General features: G+C 70.0%; 17 protein-coding genes. 11 read left to right on the forward strand and 6 right to left on the reverse strand.

Translation table 11 applies throughout. The annotated features are described in order from the left end of the window. Nucleotides 1-53: 53 nt before the first annotated feature. A complete protein-coding gene (locus tag KBC94_RS11085) occupies nt 54-716 on the forward strand; it encodes an NAD(P)H-dependent oxidoreductase (RefSeq protein WP_294369957.1) in 663 nt (220 codons plus the stop codon). Nucleotides 717-718: 2 nt separating this feature from the next. After that, the gene (kefC, locus tag KBC94_RS11090; protein ID WP_294369959.1) at nt 719-2584 is read left to right on the forward strand and encodes a glutathione-regulated potassium-efflux system protein KefC; all 1866 of its coding nucleotides are present in this window, start codon (nt 719-721) and stop codon (nt 2582-2584) included. 12 nt (nt 2585-2596) lie between these two features. On the opposite strand, the gene KBC94_RS11095 is transcribed toward kefC, so the two are convergent. Continuing rightward, nucleotides 2597-3460, reverse strand: coding sequence for an amidohydrolase family protein (locus KBC94_RS11095; RefSeq protein WP_017760568.1), 864 nt, complete (start codon nt 3458-3460; stop codon nt 2597-2599). A 103-nt stretch (nt 3461-3563) separates the two neighbouring features. Between KBC94_RS11095 and KBC94_RS11100 the strand changes: the two genes are divergently transcribed. From KBC94_RS11100 to KBC94_RS11135, 8 genes are all read left to right on the forward strand, one after another. Continuing rightward, nucleotides 3564-4337, forward strand: a complete 774-nt coding sequence (locus KBC94_RS11100) for a crotonase/enoyl-CoA hydratase family protein (RefSeq protein WP_017760569.1) — start codon at nt 3564-3566, stop codon at nt 4335-4337. Nucleotides 4338-4362: 25 nt separating this feature from the next. Continuing rightward, nucleotides 4363-6261 carry a feruloyl-CoA synthase gene (locus KBC94_RS11105; RefSeq protein ID WP_294369961.1) on the forward strand — a complete coding sequence of 633 codons (1899 nt, stop codon included), beginning with the start codon at nt 4363-4365 and terminating at the stop codon, nt 6259-6261. 144 nt (nt 6262-6405) lie between these two features. After that, nucleotides 6406-7170, forward strand: a complete 765-nt coding sequence (locus KBC94_RS11110) for an SDR family NAD(P)-dependent oxidoreductase (RefSeq protein WP_294369962.1) — start codon at nt 6406-6408, stop codon at nt 7168-7170. A 72-nt stretch (nt 7171-7242) separates the two neighbouring features. Next, nucleotides 7243-9048 carry a tannase/feruloyl esterase family alpha/beta hydrolase gene (locus KBC94_RS11115; protein ID WP_294369965.1) on the forward strand — a complete coding sequence of 602 codons (1806 nt, stop codon included), beginning with the start codon at nt 7243-7245 and terminating at the stop codon, nt 9046-9048. 34 nt (nt 9049-9082) lie between these two features. Then, nucleotides 9083-10069, forward strand: a complete 987-nt coding sequence (locus tag KBC94_RS11120; protein WP_294369968.1) for a Bug family tripartite tricarboxylate transporter substrate binding protein — start codon at nt 9083-9085, stop codon at nt 10067-10069. Between the two features lie 72 nt (nt 10070-10141). Beyond that, nucleotides 10142-11836: a tannase/feruloyl esterase family alpha/beta hydrolase gene (locus KBC94_RS11125; protein ID WP_294369971.1), complete on the forward strand. Its 1695-nt coding sequence runs from the start codon at nt 10142-10144 to the stop codon at nt 11834-11836. A gap of 17 nt (nt 11837-11853) precedes the next feature. Next, nucleotides 11854-13551, forward strand: coding sequence for an acyl-CoA dehydrogenase family protein (locus KBC94_RS11130; RefSeq protein ID WP_294369974.1), 1698 nt, complete (start codon nt 11854-11856; stop codon nt 13549-13551). 31 nt (nt 13552-13582) lie between these two features. Then, complete coding sequence (locus KBC94_RS11135; protein ID WP_294369976.1) at nt 13583-14065, forward strand: MarR family winged helix-turn-helix transcriptional regulator; 483 nt, start codon at nt 13583-13585, stop codon at nt 14063-14065. 183 nt (nt 14066-14248) lie between these two features. Here KBC94_RS11135 and KBC94_RS11140 read toward each other — a convergent pair whose 3' ends face one another. From KBC94_RS11140 to KBC94_RS11155, 4 genes are all read right to left on the reverse strand, one after another. Beyond that, complete coding sequence (locus KBC94_RS11140; RefSeq protein WP_294369979.1) at nt 14249-15013, reverse strand: SDR family NAD(P)-dependent oxidoreductase; 765 nt, start codon at nt 15011-15013, stop codon at nt 14249-14251. A gap of 67 nt (nt 15014-15080) precedes the next feature. Then, nucleotides 15081-15851 (reverse strand): sulfite exporter TauE/SafE family protein, encoded by a 771-nt coding sequence (locus tag KBC94_RS11145; RefSeq protein WP_294369982.1) that lies wholly within the window; start codon nt 15849-15851, stop codon nt 15081-15083. A 116-nt stretch (nt 15852-15967) separates the two neighbouring features. Then, nucleotides 15968-18964, reverse strand: coding sequence for an EAL domain-containing protein (locus KBC94_RS11150; RefSeq protein WP_294369985.1), 2997 nt, complete (start codon nt 18962-18964; stop codon nt 15968-15970). Then, nucleotides 18961-20010 carry a TRAP transporter substrate-binding protein gene (locus KBC94_RS11155; RefSeq protein WP_294369988.1) on the reverse strand — a complete coding sequence of 350 codons (1050 nt, stop codon included), beginning with the start codon at nt 20008-20010 and terminating at the stop codon, nt 18961-18963. The genes KBC94_RS11150 and KBC94_RS11155 overlap by 4 nt, the downstream gene beginning before the upstream one ends. A gap of 201 nt (nt 20011-20211) precedes the next feature. Here KBC94_RS11155 and KBC94_RS11160 point away from each other — a divergent pair, with 201 nt between their 5' ends. Beyond that, nucleotides 20212-20820 (forward strand): hypothetical protein, encoded by a 609-nt coding sequence (locus KBC94_RS11160; RefSeq protein WP_294369990.1) that lies wholly within the window; start codon nt 20212-20214, stop codon nt 20818-20820. On the opposite strand, the gene pcaF is transcribed toward KBC94_RS11160, so the two are convergent. Next, nucleotides 20821-22026: a 3-oxoadipyl-CoA thiolase gene (pcaF, locus tag KBC94_RS11165; protein WP_294369992.1), complete on the reverse strand. Its 1206-nt coding sequence runs from the start codon at nt 22024-22026 to the stop codon at nt 20821-20823. Between the last annotated feature and the right edge of the window lie 14 nt (nt 22027-22040).

Below are 22040 nucleotides of genomic sequence, written 5' to 3' on the forward strand. Positions count from 1 at the left end.
TAGGCCCAGCCGATGCCGGCAGGCCGACACGCGTTTGCGCTATGGTCGCCGCCATGCCGACCATTCCAACCTCAACATCCGGCGCCCCCTCCAGCGAGCCTGACGCGGCCGCGGTCTATGTGCTGGCGGCGCATCCCCACTGGCGGGAATCCCGGGCCAACCGGCGCCTGCGCGACGCCGCCCTGGGTCTTCCACACGTGCAGGTCAACGACCTGTACGCCACCTACCCCGACTACGCCATCGATGTGGCGACCGAGCAGCGGCGACTGGACGCCGCCGAGCTGGTGGTGCTGATGCATCCGATCCAGTGGTACAGCATGCCGCCCCTGCAGAAGCTGTGGCTGGACGAGGTCCTGGGCTACGGCTGGGCGTACGGCCCCGGTGGCCATGCACTGCGCGGCAAGTCGATGTGGCTGGTGGCCAGCACCGGCGGCGCCCAGGACAGCTACCACCCCGCAGGCTACAACCGCTATTTCTTCGACGCCTTCCTGCCGCCCTACGAACAGACGGCGGCCCTGTGCGGCATGCGCTTCCTGCCGCCGCTGCTGCTGCACGATGCCCGGCGCGTGCCCGAGCCCGAACTCGCGGCGCATGTGGAGGTCTTCGCCCAGCGCCTGAGCAGCTATCCGGACTGGCCCGAACTGGCGGAGCTGGAGGACTGCCCCGAATGCCTGGTGCCTGCGGGCGACCGACCCCAGGCCCAGGGGGTGCGCTGAGCATGGAACACGCACCCGCCTGGCTGACCAACAGCCTGATCTACCTCGGCGCCGCCGTGCTGGTCGTGCCGCTTTCGCGCGCGCTCGGCCTGGGCGCCATCATCGGCTACCTGGTGGCCGGCATCGCCATCGGCCCGGCCGGCCTCGGGCTGGTGTCCAGCGTCGAGGAGGTGCTGCACTTCGCCGAGTTCGGCGTGGTGCTGATGCTTTTCCTGGTGGGGCTGGAACTGGAGCCGCGCCGGCTCTGGCTGCTGCGCCGGCCCATCTTCGGCTGGGGCAGCGCCCAGGTGCTGGGCTGCGCCGTGGTGCTCTTCGCGGTGGGTTGCGCGGCCGGCGCGCCCTGGCGGGTGTCACTGGTGGCGGCGCTGGGGCTGGCGCTCTCCTCCACGGCCATCGCGCTGCAGGTCTTCGGCGAGCGCAAGCTGCTCAAGACGGCCAGCGGCCAGGCGGGTTTCTCGATCCTGCTGTTCCAGGACGTCGCCGCCATTCCCATCCTGGCCTTGCTGCCGGTGCTGGCCAGCGGACCGGCCGACGCGCCGCTGGACGCCACGGCCCGCGCGCTCGAAGCCGCCAAGATCATCGGCGTGGTGGGGGGCATCGTGCTGGGCGGCCGGCTGGCGCTGCGGCCGATCCTGCGCTGGATCGCCCGCAGCAACACGCCCGAGATCTTCACCGCGGCCTCGCTGCTGCTGGTGGTGGCCATCGCGGCGCTGATGCAGTTCGTGGGCCTGTCGATGGCGCTGGGCGCCTTCCTGGCCGGCGTGCTGCTGGCCGAGAGCGAATACCGCCGTGAGCTGGAGACCGACATCGAGCCTTTCAAGGGCCTGCTGCTTGGCCTGTTCTTCATCGCCGTGGGCATGAGCATCGACTTCCGCGTGCTGCTGGCCCAGCCGCTGCTGATGGCCGCGCTGGTGGTGGGCTTCATGGCGCTCAAGTTCGGCGTGATCCTGGGGCTGGCGCGCGCCATGGGGCTGCCGGCGCGCGAGCGGCCGGTGTTCACGCTGCTGCTGGCGCAGGGTGGCGAGTTCGCCTTCGTCGTCTTCCAGGCGGCCGTCGGCGCGCAGGTGCTGGCGCCCGAAACCTCGTCGCTGCTGATCGGCGCGGTGGCGCTGTCGATGCTGCTGTCGCCGCTGCTGCTGGTGCTCTTCGACCGCCTCATTCCCGACCCGCAGATCCGGGCGCAGGTGGAGGAGATCTCCGAGCCGCAGGAAGCGCAGGTGCTGATCTGCGGCTTCGGCCGCTACGGCCAGATCGTCGGACGCGTGCTGCTGTCGCAGGGCATGCCGGTGACGGTGCTGGACCATGATCCCGACACGGTGCAAGGCCTGCGGGAGTTCGGTTTCCGCGTGTTCTATGGCGACGCGACGCGACTCGATCTGCTGCGCATCGCAGGCGCCGGCCAGGCCCGTGCCATCGTAGTGGCGGTGGACGAGGTGGCCACCTGCCTGGCCATCGTCGACCTGGTGCGGGAGCACTTTCCGCAGGCCGAGATCATCGCCCGCGCCCGCAACCTGGGGCACTACTACCAGTTGCGCGACCGCGGCATCACCCTGGCCGAACGCGAGCTGTTCGAGTCGTCGCTTCGCAGTGCGCGCTCGGTGCTGGAGACGCTGGGCTGGCCCGCGCACGAGGCCAGTGAGGCGGCGATGCAGTTCCGCCTGCGCAACATGCGCATCGCGGAAGACAGCTATCCGCACTACAAGGACCGCAAAAAACTCATTGCGGTGGCCAAGGAAGGCCGTCAGCAGTTCGAGGAACAGATGGCCCGTGAGCGCGAGGAGCGCCGACGGGCCCGCGACTCGTGGGGCGTGCGGCACGAGGCCCAAGGCGGCGCGACGCAGCAGGCCGGCAGCGCCGACCGGCCGTGACGCGCCTGCCGATCACTTCAGCCCGAGCAGACGCACCGCGTTGTCCTTCAGGATGCCCGGCATCACCTCCGGCTTGAAGCCGGCCTCCTGGAAGTCCTTCATCCACCGGTCGGGCGTGATCAACGGATAGTCGCTGCCGAACAGGATGCGGTCCTTCAGCAGCGTGTTGGCGTACTGCACCAGCTGCTTCGGAAAATACTTGGGGCTCCAGCCCGACAGGTCGATCCAGACATTGGGCTTGTGCGTGGCCACCGACAGCGCCTCGTCCTGCCACGGAAAGCTGGGATGGGCCATGATGATCTGCATGTCCGGGAAGTCGATGGCGACGTCGTCCAGGTGCATCGGGTTGCTGTACTCCAGCCGCAGTCCGCCGCCGCAGCGCATGCCCGAGCCGATGCCACTGTGACCGGTGTGAAAGATGGCCGGCAGCTTGTGCTCGGCAATCACCTCGTACAGCGGCCAGGCCATGCGGTCGTAGGGGTGGAAGCCCTGGACCGTCGGATGGAACTTGAAGCCCTTGACGCCATGCTCCTCGATCAGCCGGCGCACCTCGCGCGCCCCCATCTTGCCCTTGTGCGGATCGACGCTGCCGAAGGCGATCATGATGTCGCTGTTCTTCTGCGCCGCCTCGGCGATCTCCTCGTTCGGGATGCGGCGGCGGCCCAGGTTGGACTCGCTGTCCACGCCGAACATCACCAGCCCGATCTTGCGCTCGCGGTAGTAGTCGATGCTCTCCTGGATGGTGGGGCGGCGGCTGGAGCGGAAGTACTTGTCCGCCGCGCGGTCGTATTCCTCGCCGTAGTTGTCGAAGGGGTTCCAGCAGCTGATCTCGGCGTGGGTGTGGATGTCGATGGCGCTGAGGTTCGCGATGTCCATGAGGCGCGTCTCCGTTCGGGTAAGTACTGATGAGTTGGCCGTTCAGGGCCGTTGAATTGATTATTTTGGATAACCATAATCGATCCAACTTCCGAACGCAATCATGACTCATCAGGACCTCAGCCTCGACATCCAGGGCGACATCGCCATCGTCCGCCTCACGCGCCCTGCCAAGCGCAACGCGCTCAACGACGGCCTCATCCTGGCGCTGCGCAATACCTTCGAGAGCCTGCCCGACACCGTGCGTGCGGCCGTGATCGACGGAGAAGGTCCGCACTTCTGCGCCGGCCTCGACCTGTCCGAAATCAGCGAGCGCGATGCCGGTGGCGGCCTGCGCCATTCCCGCATGTGGCATGCCGCGCTGGAGCTGGTGCAGCACGGCCCCGTGCCCGTCGTCGCGGCGCTGCACGGCGCCGTGGTGGGTGGCGGCCTGGAACTGGCCAGCGCCTGCCACATCCGCGTGGCCGATGCCAGCACCTTCTACGCGCTGCCCGAAGGCACGCGCGGCATCTTCGTGGGCGGCGGCGGCTCGGTGCGCATCCCGCGCCTGATCGGGGTGGCCCGCATGACCGACATGATGATGACCGGCCGCGTCTACAACGCCGAGGACGGCGAGCGCGCCGGCTTCGCGCAGTACCTGGTGCCCGAAGGTGCCGCGCTGGACAAGGCTGTCGAGCTGGCCCGCCGCATCGCCACCAACGCGCCGCTGACCAACTATGCGCTCATGCACGCCCTGCCCCGCATCGCCGAGCAGAACGCCGACCACGGTTTCTTCACCGAGGCCTTGATGTCCGGCATCGTGCAGGACGCGCCCGAGGCCAAGGCCCGCGTGCGCGCCTTCCTCGAAGGCAAGGCCGCCAAGGTCAGCAAGGGCTGAGGCCCAGGCACCGGAGGACAAGAACATGCTGGAGACACTCGACATGCCCGCAGCCCAAACTGCAGCGCCCGCCGCCCGCTACCGCGCGCTCGAATTCGGCATCACCCGCGCCGTGCTGCGCGAGGCCGAAGGCGGCGTGCAATACCTGCAGGCCGACAAGCCGCTGGGCCACCATGCCCACCGCATGACGGACCGCCTGGTGTACTGGGCCGCCATGGCGCCCGACCGGACCTTCGTGGCCCGCCGCGCGCGCAATGCCGACGGCAGCACCGGCGACTGGATCCGCATCAGCTATCGCGAGGCACTGGCCAAGGTCCGTGCCATCGGCCAGGCGCTGCTGGACCGCGGCCTGAGCGAAGACCGGCCGGTCGCCATCCTCAGCGAGAACAGCATCGAGCACCTGCTGCTGGCGCTGGGCGCACTCTATGTCGGCATTCCGCACTGCCCGGTGTCGCCGCCCTACTCGCTGGTCAGCAAGGACTACGACAAGCTGCGCCATGTGATCGGCACGCTCACGCCCGGACTGGTGTTCGCCAGCGATACGCGCTACGCCGCCGCCATCGCCGCCGTGGTGCCGGCCGACACCGAGGTGGTGCTGGGCGGCGGCGCGCTGGAAGGCCGCACGGTCACGCCGCTGTCGCAGCTGCTGGCCACCGAGCCCACCTCTGCCGTCGAGGCGGCCATGCACGGCACGCACCCGGGCACCATCACCAAGTTCCTGTTCACTTCGGGCTCCACCAAGAACCCCAAGGCGGTCATCAACACGCACCGCATGTGGTGCGCCAACCAGCAGCAGCTGCGCGCCTCCATCCCCGCGCTGGGCGAGGAGCCGCCGGTGCTGGTCGACTGGCTGCCCTGGAACCACACCTTCGGCGGCAACCACAACGTCGGCATCGTGCTGGACAACGGCGGCACGCTGTACATCGACGACGGCAAGCCCACGCCCGCAGGCATCGCCGAAACGCTGCGCAACCTGCGCGAGATCGCGCCCACGGTCTACTTCAACGTGCCCACCGGCTTCGAGTACATCGCCAACGCGATGGAGGAAGACCCGGTGCTGCGCAAGAAGCTGCTGTCGCGCTGCCGCATGTTCTTCTACGCCGGCGCCGCGCTGCCGCAAGCCGTGTGGGACCAGCTTCACCGCCTGCAGGAGGCCGAGATCGGCGAACGGCTGGTGATGGGCACGGGCCTGGGCATGACCGAGTCCGGCCCCTTCGGCCTGTACATCACCCGTCCCGAAGTGCGCACCGGCGACCTGGGCCTGCCCACCGCAGGCATGGAGATCAAGCTGGTGCCCACCGACGGCAAGATCGAGATCCGCTACCGCGGTCCCAACGTCACGCCCGGCTACTGGCGCATGCCCGAGGCCACGCACGAGGCCTTCGACGAGGAAGGCTTCTTCAAGACGGGTGATGCCGTCACCTGGATCGACCCCGAAAACATCCACCTGGGCCTGCGCTTCGACGGCCGCATCGCCGAGGACTTCAAGCTGGCCACCGGCACCTTCGTGAGCGTGGGCCCGCTGCGCGCCAAGGTGATCGCGTTCGGCGCGCCCTATGTGCAGGACGTGGTGCTCACCGGCATCAACCTGAAGGAAGTGGGGGCGCTGATCTTCCCGACCCAGGCGGTGCGCGAGCTGGCTCCCTCGCTGCCGGGCGATGCACCGCTGAAGTCGGTGCTGGAGCATCCGGAGGTTCAGCTGCACTTCCAGAAGGTGATCGACCGCCTGGCCGGCGACGCCACGGGCAGTGCCAACCGCATCGCCCGGGCCGCGCTGGTGGCAGAGCCGCCCTCCATCGACAAGGGCGAGATCACCGACAAGGGCTCAATCAACCAGCGCGCCGTGCTCAAGCACCGCGACGCCGCCGTGCAGGCCCTGCACGCCGACACGCTGCCTTTCACCATCAAGCCCCAGTGGCAGTAGCCATTGGCTCCCTCCCCCACTGGGGGAGGGCTGGGGTGGGGGCCTGCGGCGGTCGAAAAGCTGCAACGCATCCAGCGCCCAGGGCCCCCATCCCCACCTTCCCCAAAAGGGGGAAGGTGCAAGACCCGACAAGGAGATGAAGTCATGAAGATCGAAGGACAAAGCGCACTCGTCACCGGTGGCGCCTCCGGACTGGGCGAAGCCACGGCCCGCGAACTCGCCCGGCTGGGTGCCCGGGTGGCGGTGCTGGACCGCAATCTCGATCAGGCGAAGAAGGTCGCCGCCGACATCGGCGGCACGGCCTTCGCCTGCGACATCACCGACACGGCGAGCGTCGACGCGGCCCTGAGCGCCGCGGCCGAAGCCCACGGCCCGGCCCGCATCCTGATGAACGTGGCCGGCATCGGCAGCGCCAAGCGGATCGTCGGCAAGGACGGCAGTGCCGCCCCGCTGGAGGACTTCGCGCGCGTCATCCAGGTCAACCTGATCGGCACCTACAACGTGAGCCGTCTTTTCGCGGCCCGCTGCGCGAAGCTGGAAGCGCTCGAAGGCGGCGAGCGCGGCGTGATGATGTTCACCGCCTCGGTGGCTGCCTTCGATGGCCAGGTGGGCCAGCAGGCCTACAGCGCCTCCAAGGGCGGTCTGGTCGGCATGACGCTGCCCATGGCGCGCGACCTTGCGCAGCACGGCATCCGCGTTTGCACCGTGGCGCCCGGCATCTTCGCGACGCCCCTCCTGCTGGAACTGCCCGAGCCGGTGCAGCAGTCGCTGGCGGCCGCCATCCCCTTCCCCCCCCGTCTGGGCAAGCCCTCGGAATTCGCCGAGCTGGCCTGCCACATCGTGACCAACGGCCACCTCAATGGCGAGGTGATCCGGCTGGACGGCGCGCTGCGCATGGCGCCGCGCTGACCCCCGGAGCGGCCGAGGGGCCGCTCTTTCCTTGTGCGAGACCTTCACGAAGAACCACCACGGAGACACACCATGAAGAAGGAAGACGGCAAGACTTTCGCGCTGCGGGCCCTGGCGGCCGCCGCACCCCTCGCGCTGCTGGCGGCCTGCGGCGGCTCGGGCAACGACAACAACCAGAACGCCGCGCTGGCGGCGGCGCTGATCGCCGCCAACCGGCCCGCGCCTGCACCCGCCCCTGCGCCGGCGCCCGCACCGGCGCCTGCAGTCGAGACCATCCCGCAGCTGTCGGCCGCGGTGGGCGCATCGCTGCAGTCGTGCACCGATCTAGCCACGCGCATCAGCTTCGCCAACACCACCATCGCGTCTTCGACGCTGGTCGCGGCCGGCACGCTCAAGGTGGCCGGCACCGATGTGCCCGAGCACTGCCTGGTCACCGGCAGCATGTTCCCCCGCACCAGCAGCGTGGACGGCAAGAACTATGCGATCAAGTTCGAGATGCGCCTGCCGCGCGCCTGGAACGGTCGCTTCTTCTACCAGGGCAACGGCGGCCTGGACGGCAGCGTCGTGACCGCCACCGGCACGCTGGGCGGCGGACCGCTGACGGGCGCCCTCTCCACCGGCTTCGCGGTGCTCAGTTCCGACGCCGGCCACGACGGCAGCCTGGGCGCCACCTTCGGCATTGACCCCCAGGCGCGCCTGGACTACGGCTACCAGGCCGTGGCCAAGCTCACGCCCATGGCCAAGAGTGCCATCCAGACCGCCTACGGCAAGGGCCCCGACCGCTCGTACTTCGGCGGCTGCTCCAACGGCGGCCGCCACGCCATGGTCGCGGCCTCGCGCTATGCCGACCAGTACGACGGCATCATTGCCGGCGACCCCGGCACCCGCCTGCCGCTGGCGGCCACCGCCAACATCGCCGGCGCCCAGACCTATGCCACGCTGGCGACCACGCCGGGCGACCTGAGCACGGCCTTCACCCAGGCCGAGCGCACGCTGGTCACCAAGGCCGTGCTCGCCCAGTGCGACGGCCTGGACGGTGCCGCCGACGGCATGGTGCAGGACACCGCAGCCTGCCAGGCCGCCTTCGACATCAACCGCGACGTGCCCACCTGCGCCACCACGCGCAACGGCACCTGCCTCTCCGCCGACCAGAAGGCCAAGATCGACAAGCTGTTCAAGGGCGCCACCACCAACAGCGGCACGCGCATCTACAGCAGCTTCCCCTACGACGCGGGCCTGGACACGGGCGGCTGGTCGTTCTGGAAGTTCACCGTGCCGCTGATCCTCGACTCCGGCTCCGTCGGCCTGGTCTTCCAGTCGCCGCCGGAAGACCCGAGCTTCAACGGCCCGAGCTTCGCGCTCAGCACCAACCTGGACACCATCCTGGCCAAGGTGACCGGCACCTCGGGCATCTACACCGAGAACAGCATCTCCTTCATGACGCCGCCCAACTACGGCAAGCTGCCGGCGCTCAAGAAGCGCGGCGCCAAGCTGATGGTCTACCACGGCACGGCCGACCCGATCTTCAGCAGCGACGACTCGGTCGACTGGTACCAGCAACTGCAAAAGGACAACGGCGGCGACGCCTCCAACTTCGCGCGGCTGTACCTGATCCCCGGCATGAACCATTGCTCAGGCGGCCCCGCCACCGACCAGTTCGACATGCTCAGCGCCATGGTCAAGTGGGTGGAGCAAGGCCAGGCCCCTGACCGCGTGGTGGCCAGCGCCCGCGGCACCGGCAATGCCGGTGGCGCCAACACCGACCTGCCGGCGACCTGGTCCGCCACCCGCACCCGGCCGCTGTGCCCCTATCCGAAGGTCGCCCGCTACAACGGCACGGGCAGCCTGGAGGACGCGGCCAACTTCAGCTGCCGCTGACCCCGTTTTCTTCCTTCGCTCTCCGGAGACATCCATGCAACATCGTCGTCAATTCCTCCACACCCTCGGCGGCGCGGCCGCCCTGGGCGCCCTGTCGCCCCTGTCGGCCTTCGCCCAGGCCATCGAGCAGGTCAAGATCATGTACGGCTTCCCCGCCGGCAGCGCCGGCGACACCGTCGCCCGCCGCGTGGCCGAGAAGATCGCCGGCACCGCCTATGCCAAGGGCGCCTACGTCGAGAACAAGCCGGGCGCCGGCGGCCGCATCGCGGTCGAGACGCTGAAGAACTCGCCGCCGGACGGCTCGGTGCTCACGCTGGCGCCGGTGTCGGCCCTGTCGGTGTACCCGTACATCTATCCCAAGCTGGCCTACAAGCCGGAGGACGTCACGCCCGTCTCCATCGGCGCCATCATGTTCCACGGCCTGGCCGTGGGCCCGGCGGTGCCGGCCGAGGTGAAGACGCTGAAGGACTTCCTGGCCTGGGCCAAGGCCAACCCCGGCCAGGCCAGCTACGGCTCGCCGGGCGCAGGCTCCATGCCGCACCTGCTGGGCGCGCTGCTGGGCATGCGCTCGGGCGTGGAGCTGAAGCATGTGCCCTACCGCGGCACCGTGCCCAGCATCACCGACCTGGTGGGCGGCCAGATCGCCGCCGCCATGAACCCCAGCGGCGACTACCTCCAGTACATGAAGAACGGCCGCGTGCGCGTCCTGGCCACCTCCGGCAAGAAGCGCTCGCCCTACCTGCCCGATGTGCCCACCTTCACCGAACTGGGCTACCCGGACGTGACCTCGGAAGAGTGGTTCGGCTTCTACGCGCCGGCCAAGACGCCGGCCGCCACGCTGGCCTCGGCCAATGCGGCGATCAACGCAGCACTGAAGGACAAGTCGGTGATCGACTCGCTGGCGCTGGTGGGGCTGGTGGCCCACGGCACCACGGCGCAGGACATGGCAGCCGACCAGAAGGCGGAATACGAGCGCTGGGGGCCCCTGGTCAAGCAGATCGGCTTTACGGCAGAGTCCTGATCACCCCAGGCTGACCGATCGCGAAGCCGGCTCTTACGATGCCGGCTTCGCGCCGTTTGCGAGACCCCGACCATGAACACCTTCCGCCTTGCCGCCATCGGCGGCGCCATCTCCCTGCTCAGTGCCTGCGGCTCGCGGCCGCCCGAAGCGGCCACGGCCATGAAGGCGGCGCGCCCCGGCGAACTGCACACCTGCGAACGCCTCGAAGCCGCGCCCGGCGTGGTGTTCACCGCGGTGCGCAGCGTGCCGGCCGGACCGGTGGCGGTGCGCGGCGGCAGCGAGCAGGCGCCGGCGCATTGCCTGGTGCAGGGCCGCATGGCCGAGCGCACCAGCACGGTGGACGGCCAGCGCTACGCCATCGGCTTCGAGCTGCGGCTGCCGCAGGCCTGGAACGGCCGCTTCCTGTTCCAGGCCAACGGCGGGCTGGACGGCGTGGTCGTGCCGGCGCTGGGCGGCATCGGCGGCGGCGGGCCGCGCACCAACGCGCTGTCGATGGGCTTCGCGGTGGTCAGCAGCGACGCCGGCCATCCGGCGCCCAATCCGCGCTTCGGCCTCGATCCGCAGGCGCGGCGCGACTACGGCTACAGCGCCGTGGCCCAGCTCACGCCCGTGGCCAAGCAACTCGTCGCACAGGCCTATGGGCGACCGGCCGACCGCTCCTACATCGCGGGCTGCTCCAACGGCGGGCGCCACGCCATGGTGGCGGCCTCGCGCCTGCCGCAGGCCTTCGACGGCGTACTGGCCGGCAACCCGGGGTTCCACCTGCCGCGCGCGGCCGTCGCGCAGCTGTATGGCGCGCAGCAGTACGCGGCATTGGCTACGGGCAAGACGGCGCAGGGCGAGCCGGATCTGCAGACCGCCTTCACGCCTGGGCAGCTGCAGACGCTCTCGCGGGCCGTCCTGGCGCGCTGCGACATGCTCGACGGCCTGACCGACGGCATCGTCGGCGACCTCAAGTCCTGCCAGGCCCGCTTCAACCTGGGCCGCGACGTGCCCACCTGCACCGCCGGCCGGCAGGACAGCTGCCTGGATCCGGCCCAGAAGATGGCCCTGGCCCGCGTCTTCGCCGGCGCCCGCGACAGCAATGGCCGCCAGATCTACAGCAGCTTCCCCTTCGACCCCGGCGTCTCGGGCGCCAACTGGCGCGAATGGAAGCTCGCCAGCCCGGCCACCCGCGACGCCGGTGCCGTGGCCTTCATCTTCAGCACGCCGCCGATGGCCGACCGGCCACAGGGCTTGGCCTTCGCGCTCGGCTTCGACATGGACCGCGATGCACCCCGCATCGATGCCACGCAGGCCCCGTACGACGAATCGGCCATGGCCTTCATGGCGCCGCCCAATGTCGAACGCCTGCAATCGCTGCGGGCCCGGGGCGGCCGGATGATCGTCTATCACGGCACCGGCGATCCGGTGTTCTCGTCCGACGACACGGCCGCGTGGTACGACCGCCTGCAGGCCACGCACGCCGGACGCGCGGGCGAATTCGTGCGCTACTTCCCGGTGCCCGGCATGAACCACTGCAGCGGCGGCCCCTCGACCGACCAGTTCGACATGCTCACGGCACTGGTGGACTGGGTCGAGGGCGGCCACGCGCCCGAGCAGGTGCTGGCCGAGGCCCGCGGCCCCGGCTCGCCGCAGCCCAACCCCGAGGTGCCCGCCAGCTGGGCGCCCGACCGCACCCGTCCCCTGTGCCCCTATCCCGCCGTCGCACGATTCCGCGGCGGCGACACCGAACGCGCGACCAGCTTCGCCTGCGTCGCGCCCTGACTTCCTGCCCGTTTGCCATGGATTACGCCCCTCGCCCTGAAGACGTCCGCTTCCTTCTCGACTCCGTCCTCGGTGCCTCCCAGCAGCTGTCCCGGCTTGCTCCCTTCGCCGAGGTCGATGCCGACCTGCAGGCCCAGGTGCTGGAGCAGGCAGCCACCTTCGTCGGCGAGGTGATCGCCCCGCTGCAGCGCGACGGCGACGAGATCGGCTGCCGCCTCGAAGACGGCCAGGTCCGTACGCCGCCCGGCTTCGCCGCCGCCTACCAGGCCTTCGTGGAGGGCGGCTGGCCCAGCCTCTCCGCCGCGGCCGAGGACGGCGGCCAGGGCCTGCCCGCCGTGCTGGAGGCCGTGCTCTACGAATGGCTGGCCGGCGCCAACCACGGCTTCACCATGGCGCCGGGCCTGCTGCATGGCGCCTACGAATGCATCCACCACCATGCCAGCGACGACCTCAAGGCCCGCTACCTGGGCAAGGTCGCCACCGGCGAATGGCTGGCCACCATGTGCCTGACCGAGGCCCATGCCGGCAGCGACCTGGGCCTGGTGCGCACCCGCGCCGTGCCGCAGGCCGATGGCAGCGTGCGCGTCTCGGGCACCAAGATCTTCATCTCGGGCGGCGAGCACGACCTCACGCCCAACATCGTCCACCTGGTGCTGTGCCGCCTGCCCGATGCGCCGGCCGGTCCCAAGGGCCTGTCGCTGGCGCTGGTGCCCAAGGTGCTCGACGACGGCGAGCGCAACGCGTTGCAGTGCGAGCGCATCGAGGAAAAGATGGGCCTGCACGGCAGCCCCACCTGCGTGATGCGCTTCGACGACGCCACCGGCTGGCTGGTGGGCGAGCCCGGCCGCGGCCTGGCCGCCATGTTCGTCATGATGAATGCGGCCCGTCTGCATGTGGCGCTGCAGGGCATCGGCCTGCTCGACGCCGCCTGGCAGAAGGCGAATGCCTATGCGCAGGAGCGCCGCCAGATGGTGGCCCCGGGCGCCGACCGTGCGGCCGGCCCCAGCCTGATCGCCGAGCATCCCGCGGTGGCGCGCGTGCTCGACGTGCAGCGGGCCTGGATCGACGGCGGCCGGCTCATCGCCTACCGCACCGCCTTGCAGCTCGACGTGGCGCGCCATGCCGAGGATGCCAAGGCGCGCGAAGCGGCGCACAAGTGGTGCAGCTACATCACGCCCGTGCTCAAGGCGGCGTGCACGCAGCAGGGCTTCGATGGCGCCAGTGCCTGCCTGCAGGTGTTCGGGGGCCACGGCTATGTGCGCGAATGGGGCATCGAGCAGATCCTGCGCGACGCCCGCGTGACCATGATCTACGAGGGCACCAACGAGATCCAGGCCATCGACCTGCTGGTGCGCAAGGTGCTGCCCGATGCCGGCGCCGGCTTCGCGGCCACGCTGCTGGCGCTGCGCGACGAACTGGACGCCTCGCGCGACATCGATGCCGACGCCCAGCGCCGCCTGGCCCAGCTGCGCTACCTGACCACGCAGATCGCCATGGCTGCCCACGCCCAGCCGCGCCTGCCCTACGAGCTGGCCGACGACTATCTGCGGCTGGTGATGGTGACGCTGCTGGCCTGGGCCTGGGCCCGGATCGAGCAGGCACCCGGCGCCGGCGAGACGCAGGCCCGCGCCGCGGCCGCCTTCCGCCGCTGGGTGCTGCCCGAGTTCGACATGCGCGCGGCGATCATCAAGAAGGCCTGCGAGCCGCAGAAGTGAGCGGGCCCTGCCGCTCTAGACTGCGCATGCCATGACCACCTCCAAGCCCCGCCCGCGCAAGCCCGTCCCGCCCCCGACCACCGCGCCCGAGCCGCTGGACAGCCATGTGCTCGAAAGCCTGGTGGGCTACAACGCGCGCCGCGCCTACCTGGTCGTGTATGTCGCCTTCGCCGAGCGGATGGCCGTCTATGGCCTCAAGCCGACGGATTTCTCGGTGCTTTCGCTGCTCGCGCACAACCCGGGCGCCACCTCGCGCCAGCTGTGCGCGGCGCTGGACATCCAGCCGCCTAACTTCGTGAGCCTGGTCGCGGCCATGGACCGCCGGGGTCTGATCGAACGACGACCCCATCCGCACGACGGCCGCGCGGTGGGCCTGCACCTCACGCCAGCCGGCCATCAGCTCATGGTCGAGGCGGAAGAGGCCGTGATCCAGCTGGAGAAAGAAGCCAGCCACAAGCTCACCGACCGCGAGCGCGAGACCTTGATCCGGCTCTTGCAGAAGATTTACCTGTAGCGGCGCCAGCGCGCCGCCCGGCATAGACCTGGCGTCACCTTCCTGATCGAACGGCCGCGGAGCAGGCCATGCCAGTGCACCCGAGGAACTGGCTTTGCCAGGCCTCCGGGTGCGCCCCCCTCCCGAGCCGAAGGCGACAGAGAGAGGGGGGAGCCGCGTAAGCGGCTTGGGGGGTGCTTCAGTTCAGGATTTCCGCACATCCCCCACCGGCTGGGCGCCAAAGTCCGGCCGATCCAGCCAGGCCAGCACCTTGCGGGCGGCCGACTCGGGCGAATCCAGTTGCCCGTTGCGGTGCAGGGCCTCGAAGCGGCCGCGATCGGGAAAGAGCGCCGCGTCGGCGCTGCGCAGCGCGATCTGCATGTCGGTGTCGATCACGCCGGGCGCCAGCGACACGATGCGGGCGCCGCCTTCCTCGGCCTCCTCCAGCGCCACGGCGCGCGAGAAATGGTCCATGCCTGCCTTGGCCGCGCAATAGGGCGCCTGGCTGCCCATGGCATTGCGGCCCAGCCCCGAAGAGATGTTGAGCACCTGCCGCGGCATCGACCAGCCGGCGGTCGCCGACAGGAAGGCGCTGGTCAGCAGCAGCGCCGCCTCCAGGCCCACGCGCAGTGCCGCCGACAGCTCGCCCAGCGAAGCCCGGGCCAGTGGCGCCGTGCGCCCCACGGTGCCCGCGTTGTTGATCAGCACGGCACGGCCAAGGGCGGAAGGGTCCTGCTCGGCCAGCCAGGCGGCCAGCCGCTCGGCCACCGGCAGCGGATCGGCCAGGTCGGCCGACCACTGCAGCACCTCGCTGCCCGCGGCGGCTGCTTCGGTCTCCAGCGTGGCATCGGTGCCGCGGGACAGGCACAGCAGCCGCACGCCGCCGCGCGCGAGCAGCTGGCTGGCCATCGCACGGCCCATGCCGCGCGAGGCGCCCGTCAGGACGATGAGTTCGTGGACAGAAGCCATGGGCGAAAAACTCCTTGCAATGGAAAGTCGAGGATGGGCGAGGCAGGCCAGCGAGCGCGCGCCGCCTTCAGAAGAAACCATCCCACACCAGCTTGAGGCCGGTGAGGAACATGCCGCCGTAGACGCAGCGGTAGAACCACGTCGGATCGATGCGCCGTGCCACGTGCACGCCCGCCCACACGCCCAGCGGCGCAAGCGGCATCAGCAGCAGCGAGGTGCTGAAGCTGCGCGCGTCCAGCAGGCCCAGCCAGGCGTAGGGGATCCACTTGGCGAGGTTCACCAGGAAGAACAGGTAGGCCATCGTGGCCGTGAAGACGATGGGCCGCAGCTTCAGCGGCAGCAGGTAGGCGTTGATGGGCGGCCCGCCCGCATGCGAGATGAAGCTGGTGAAGCCCGACAGCACGGTGAGCACCCAGCCCGCGGCGCGCGAGGGCGGCGGCGCATCGGGGCGCGGCGGAAACAGCAGCCGCTGCGCCAGGAAGAGCAGCGTGCACACACCCACGATGCCGGCCACCGTCGCCGCCGACAGCGCATGGAAGAGCAAGGCCCCCAGCACCACGCCTACCAGCGCCGGCGGCACCAGGAAGGCCAGCAGCCGGCGGTCCAGGTCGCGGCGGAAGGCGGCGATGCCCAGCACGTCCATCACGAACAGCAGCGGCATCAGGATGGCGGCCGCGCGCGGCACCGTGATGGCCAGCGACATGAGCGGCACCGCCAGCGAGCCGAAGCCCGCGCCGAAGCCGCTCTTGCTGATGCCCAGCAGCAGCACGGCGGGGACGGCGACCAGGTAGAAGGCAGGGTCCGCGATCGGCGGCGCGAAGAACTCGGGGAAGGACAAGGCGGGGCGGCCGCGCGGCGGGCCGTGGCAGGAAGAGCGAAGCGGGCATTGTGCCGAGGGCCGCCCCGGCGTGCAGGACGCGGCGCGGGACGCCGGGCCGGCCCGCGCCCCTGCCTTCAGAGCGGGATCAGCTCCGTGTCGAGCTGCGACTCCAGCACCTCCACCGGCTGCGGCCGTCCGAAGAGGAAGCCCTGGCACACGCGGCAGCCGTTGCGGGTCAGGAAGTCCAGCTGCGCCTGCGTCTCCACACCCTCGGCCACCACCTCCAGGTCGAGGTTGGCCGCCATGCCGATGAGCGTCTGCACGATCAGCTCGATCTTGGGATTGGTGCCGATGCCGCTGACGAAGAACTTGTCGATCTTGATCTGGTGCAGCGGCAGCTGCGCCATGTACGACAGCGACGAGTAGCCCGTGCCGAAGTCGTCCATCGAGAAGCGGATGCCGATGGCGGCCAGCGACTTCATCTTGCGGATGGTCTCGGCCACCTCGTCGTGCAGCAGGCTTTCGGTCAGCTCCAGCTTGAGCTTGGACGGATCGGCGCCGGTGCGGATCAGCACCTCGCGCACCTTGTCCGCGAAGTCCTCCTTGCGGAACTGGCGCGCGCTCACGTTCACGGCCAGCGTGAGGTGGCGGCGGCGCGGATGGTTGCTCCAGTCGTCCAGCTGCTTGCAGGCCTGCTCCAGCGCCCACAGGCCGATGGGCGAGATCAGACCGGTCTCTTCCGCCACGTCGATGAAGGCGGCCGGCGGGATCAGCCCGCGCTGCGGATGCAGCCAGCGGATCAGCACTTCGGCGCCCACCACGCGCCCTTCGGAGGTCACCTGCGGCTGGTAGTGCAGCAGGAACTGGCCGCGCGCCTTCAATGCCGCGCGCAGCTCGCTCTCCAGCGAGGCGCGCGCATTGACGGTGGTCTGCATGTCGGCCTCGAAGAAGCGCAGCACGTCGCCGCCGGCCGTCTTGGCGTGGAACATGGCGATGTCGGCCTGCTTGAGCAGGTCCTCCAGCGAGGCCGAGCTGGCGCTGATCAGCGTGGCACCGATGCTGCAGGTGCCGTGGTAGGTCATCGCCGGCAGCTGGATGGGCCGGCCCAGCTCGGCCAGCACCGCCTCGCCGAAGGCCTGGGTCTGCATCACGGCGGTGGCGGAGTCGGCGCTCAGGCCCTCGATCAGGATCACGAACTCGTCGCCGCCAAGGCGGGCCACGGTGTCGCCCTCGCGCATGAGCTGCTGCAGCCGCTGCGCCACCTGCTTGAGCAGCACGTCGCCGGCATTGCGGCCCTGCGCGTCGTTGAGCGTCTTGAAGTGGTCCAGGTCCAGGAAGAGCAGCGCCGCCTGGCGCTCGCGCCGCACGTTGGCGTCGATGGCCGACTGCAGGCGGTGCAGCAGCATGCGCCGGTTGGGCAGGCCCGTCAGGTTGTCGTAGAAGGACAGATGGTCGATCTGCAGCTGCGCCGACATGCGGTCGGTGATGTCGCGCAGGATGACGATGAAGCGCGCGTCCGCGCCCTCGCCCACCAGCTTGCGCGAGGCTGAGATCTCGAACCAGGCCGTGCCCTGCGAGGCGCGGCGCTCGAACTGCTTGCCGAAGGACAGGCCCTTCAGATAGGCCTCGCGCATGGCGGCCATGATCTGGATGGCGGCGTCGCCGGGCAGCACCTCCGACAGGGTGCGGCCCACCGGGTCGCCGATGTCCAGCAGCGAGGCGCGCGCCGAATGGAAGCCGATGCAGCGTCCGTCCAGGCACAGCTCCAGCAGCACGTCGGGCAGCGCGTCGAGCGTGGCCTGCAGCTGGGCCTTGCCTTCCACGATGTCGGCCAGGTGGCGGCGCTTCTCGCTGGTGTCGCGGTAGACGCAGACCATGCCTCCGTTGGGCGTCGGGCTCTTGACGACGACCACCGTGCGGCCGTCGGGCAGTTCCAGCTCCTGCTCGCCCGGCGCGGGCAGGCTCGGCGGCAGCAGGGCCGCCTCCTCTGCGCTGCGGCCCGAGACGGCACTCTCGACCGCCACCATGTGCATGCGCGCCTCCAGCGCGACGCGCGCCTGCGGAAAGATCTCGGCGAAGCGCCGGTTCCAGGCCGCCACGCGGCCTTCGGCATCCAGCAGCACGAAGCCGTCGGACATGGATTCGAGGGCCTGGTCCAGCATGCTCTTGGCATGCAGCGCCTCGCGGCGGCGCAGCCACTGTTCGCGCAACTGGTGCAGCGCGTAGGCCGACACGCCCACCACCATCAGCATCAGCAGCACCGTCACGCCCACGATCAGGTTGCGCTCGGTGCGGAAGCCCTCCAGCACCTCCTCCATGGGCAGGCCCGCGCTGAGCACGATGTCCTGGTTGAGCGTGGGGCGCAGCGCCATCAGCGCGTCCTGCCCCATGAGGCGCGAATTGGCACGCACGATGCCGCGCGCATCGGCGGCGCTGCGCAGTTCGGGCAGCGAGGCCGAGCCTTCGGCGATCTCGCTGCGCGGAGGCACGCTGACCAGCAGGCCCTGGCTGAGGCTTTCGAGCGTGACCTCCATGCCGTCGATGCCCGCCCCATGCGCCAGCAGCCGGGCCAGCGACGCCACCTGCACCTCGGCCAGCGCGATGCCTTGCGTGCCGTCGGGCAGGCGCACCATGCGGGTGAAGTACAGCACCTGCTGCGAGGTGCGCGGGCTGAGCGAGGGCGCCGTGGTCATCAGCTCGGGCACGGGCTGGCCCATCAGGCGGGCGGTGAAGGCGGGCGACAGCTGCACCGCCTCGCCGCCCGGAGGCGAGACCACGCTGCCGTCCGGACGCAGCACCTCCAGGCGCTCGACCAGCAGGCTGTGCCGGGCGAGCGACTGCATGCTGGTGGCCGCCCGCTGCGCCGCCGCGGCCATGTCCTCGTTGCCCACGGGGCGCAGCAGCATGCCCAGGTCGGCCAGCAGCAGATCCACGCCCAGCAGGTTCTGGTTGACGGCCGCCACCGACCCGCTGAGGAAGCGGTCGATCTGGTCGCGGGCGTCGTCGACGGCGCGGCTGCGCATCTCCAGCACCGCGAACACGGAGAGGCCGAAGACCACCACGATGAACAGCGTGGCCAGCGCAAGGGTGGACGCGGCCAGTTGCCGCGGCGGGCTGCTGGTCGACTTCATGGCGTCCGCGCCGCCTTGCCGTCGACCACGGGCGCAATCGTGCGCTGCCATAGCCGCGTGCACTCGGTACCGCAGCGCTGCAGCCAGTTGACCAGGATGGTGGAGCGGAGGATCTGGCGGCGCAGGCGGTCGTCCTCGGCGGTGGGCGCGACGGCCACCATGGCGCCGGGCGTGCCGCCGTCGCAGGGACCGGCGCCGGTGTTGCAGGCGACGGCGAGGTCGGTGTCGCGGATGGACTGGTCCCAGATGCGGCGTTCGAGCTGCGGCAACTGCTGCTCCAGCACGATGCGCAGGTCGGCCGGGAGCACCGCCCAGGCGTCGGCATTGGCGCCGAAGATGGCCAGGCCCCAGTTGATCGGCATGGTGAAAAGCGAGCGGGTGATGCGGTGCAGCCCCAGGGTGTTGCCCGAGGCCCCGCCGGTGATGGCGCAGTCGGTGTTGCCCGAGGTCATGTTGCTCATGAGTGCGGCGAAGGCGGTCGGCACCGGGGTGCCGCCCAATGCCTGAACGAAGTCGGCCTGGGTGCCGCTGGAGACCCGGACGCGCCGGCCCTTGAGGTCGGTCAGGCCCTTCATCGGCGTGGCACAGAAGATGACCTGCGCCGGGTAGATGTACATGGCCAGCAGCTTCACGTTGAAGCGCTCGCGCAGCATGCGGTCCATCTCGGGCCGGAAGGCATCGACCACCCGCCGCAACGTGGCGGCATCGGCGCTGAGGCCGGCCACGTCGGGCAGGGCGAGGGCCGGATGCTCACCGCCCACCTGGCTGAGCAGCACGGTGCCGAAAGGCACCACGCCGGTCTCCAGCAGGGTGAGCATCTTGTTGCCGGGCACCCCGGCCTGGTCGAAGGGCGCGATGGTCGCAGCCACCCGCCCCTGCATCAGCCGGGGCAAGGTCTGCGTCCAGAAAGGCGCCTCGTGCTGCGTGTACTGGGCAACGCCGGCCAGCCCCCCCACAACCCGCAACTGCAGGGGCGTGTCCTGTCCTGCCGCGGGCCAGGCGGCGGCCCAGACACAGCAAAAAAAAATCCTCAGGAAGAGGCGCATGGGGCAGAAATGAACGTGCGGCGCGCAATCAATCCCCGCATCTTGAAGAGGAATTGGCCATGTTGCAAATTGTGTCTCGACCTTAGGACTTCGCGACACATTTTTGGAAACCTTAAGTATTCGTTCTGACGTTGCGCGCGCGGCAGGTGTTGCAGACCTGCCTACACTGCCTCGTTTTCGGCATTTCCCTGCGGAACTTTCATGGACTTCCTGGCCTTGCTGGCCCTGGCCGCGCTCGGCCTGCATTTGTTGAAACGGCGCGATCAACAACGTCGCATCGCGCTGCTCGGCGCGAAGCTGGCGCCCTACCGCATCGAACCCCAGATGGAGACGCTGCTCGACGGCTATCTGCGCTGGCTGGACGAGGCGGACGAGGACCGCCGCCGGCAGATCTGGCAGACGCTGTGCGCGACGGAGGAATCGCTGGCCGAGCAGCTGCGGCGCTTCGCTGCCGACGTGGCCGGCACGGAGGCACCGCTGGCGCAGATGAGCAAGCTGCCGATGTGGCTGCCCTGGGCGCAGCCGCTGTTGTCGGGCGGGCTGCTGTTCGATGTGCGGCGCGCCTTCGCCATCCATGCGAAGGGCATCGCGGCCGTGGCGGCCAACGAGCCCGGGCTGGCCGACAAGCCGCGGGCCTTCATGATGAGTGCGGAGCTGCTTCTGCTGCAGCACACCTGCCACTGGTTCTGCCGCTCCAAGGCCGTGGCCAGCGCGCGGCTGCTGGCCCGGCACGGCACCTCGTACGAGCAGGTGCTGGCCTCGGTGTCGCCGCGCACGCGCAGCGACTACCTGGCGCTCATCGGCCGCTGATCAGACCTTTTCGAGGATCAGGGCGATGCCCTGGCCCACGCCGATGCACATGGTGCACAGCGCATAGCGGCCGCCGCCGCGGTGCAGTTGGTTGACCGCCGTGGTCGCCAGACGCGCGCCACTGGCGCCCAGCGGATGGCCCAGCGCGATGGCGCCGCCGTTGATGTTGACGCGCGCGTCGTCGTCCTTCAGGCCCAGCATGCGCAGCACGGCCAGGCCCTGGGCCGCGAAGGCCTCGTTCAGCTCGATGACGTCGATCTGGTCCAGCGAGAGGCCGGTCTGCGCCAGCACCTTCTGCGTGGCCGGTGCCGGACCGATGCCCATGATGCGCGGCGCCACGCCGGCCGTCGCCATGCCGACGATGCGGGCGCGCGGCGTCAGGCCGTTCTTCGCGGCCGCCGCTTCGCTGGCGATGAGCAGCGCACAGGCGCCATCGTTCACGCCGCTGGCATTGCCGGCCGTGACCGTACCCTCGGGCTTGACCACGCCACGGAGCTTGGCGAGCGACTCCAGGCTGGTGTCGCGCGGATGCTCGTCCTTGGCCACGACGATGGCGTCGCCCTTCTTCTGCGGGATCGTCACGGGCACGATCTCGGACTCGAAGAAGCCGGACTTCTGCGCCGCCACCGCGCGCTGCTGGCTGGCCAGGGCCATGCGGTCCTGCGCCTCGCGCTCGATCTTGAACTGCTCGGCCACGTTCTCGGCCGTCTCGGGCATGGAGTCCACGCCGTACTGCGCCTTCATCAGCTTGTTGACGAAGCGCCAGCCGATCGTGGTGTCGTAGACGGCGTTGCTGCGGCTGAAGGCCGACTCGGCCTTGGGCATGACGAAGGGCGCGCGGCTCATGCTCTCCACACCGCCGGCGATCATCAGCTGCGCCTCGCCCGCCTTGATGGCGCGGGCCGCGCTGCCCACGGCGTCCAGGCCCGAGCCGCACAGGCGGTTGATGGTGGCGCCCGGCACCTCGATGGGCAGGCCGGCCAGCAGCGCGGCCATGCGCGCGACGTTGCGGTTGTCCTCGCCGGCCTGGTTGGCGCAGCCGTAGAGCACGTCGGTCACGGCCTGCCAGTCGACCTTGGCATTGCGTTCCATCAGCGCCTTGATGGGGATCGCGCCCAGGTCGTCGGTACGCACGCTGGCGAGTGCGCCGCCGTAGCGGCCGAAGGGGGTGCGGATGGCGTCGCAGATGAAGGCGTCGATGGTCATGCGGAAGGTCTCCT

The organism is Pseudacidovorax sp., from assembly GCF_017991995.1.
Taxonomy (GTDB): domain Bacteria; phylum Pseudomonadota; class Gammaproteobacteria; order Burkholderiales; family Burkholderiaceae_C; genus Xenophilus.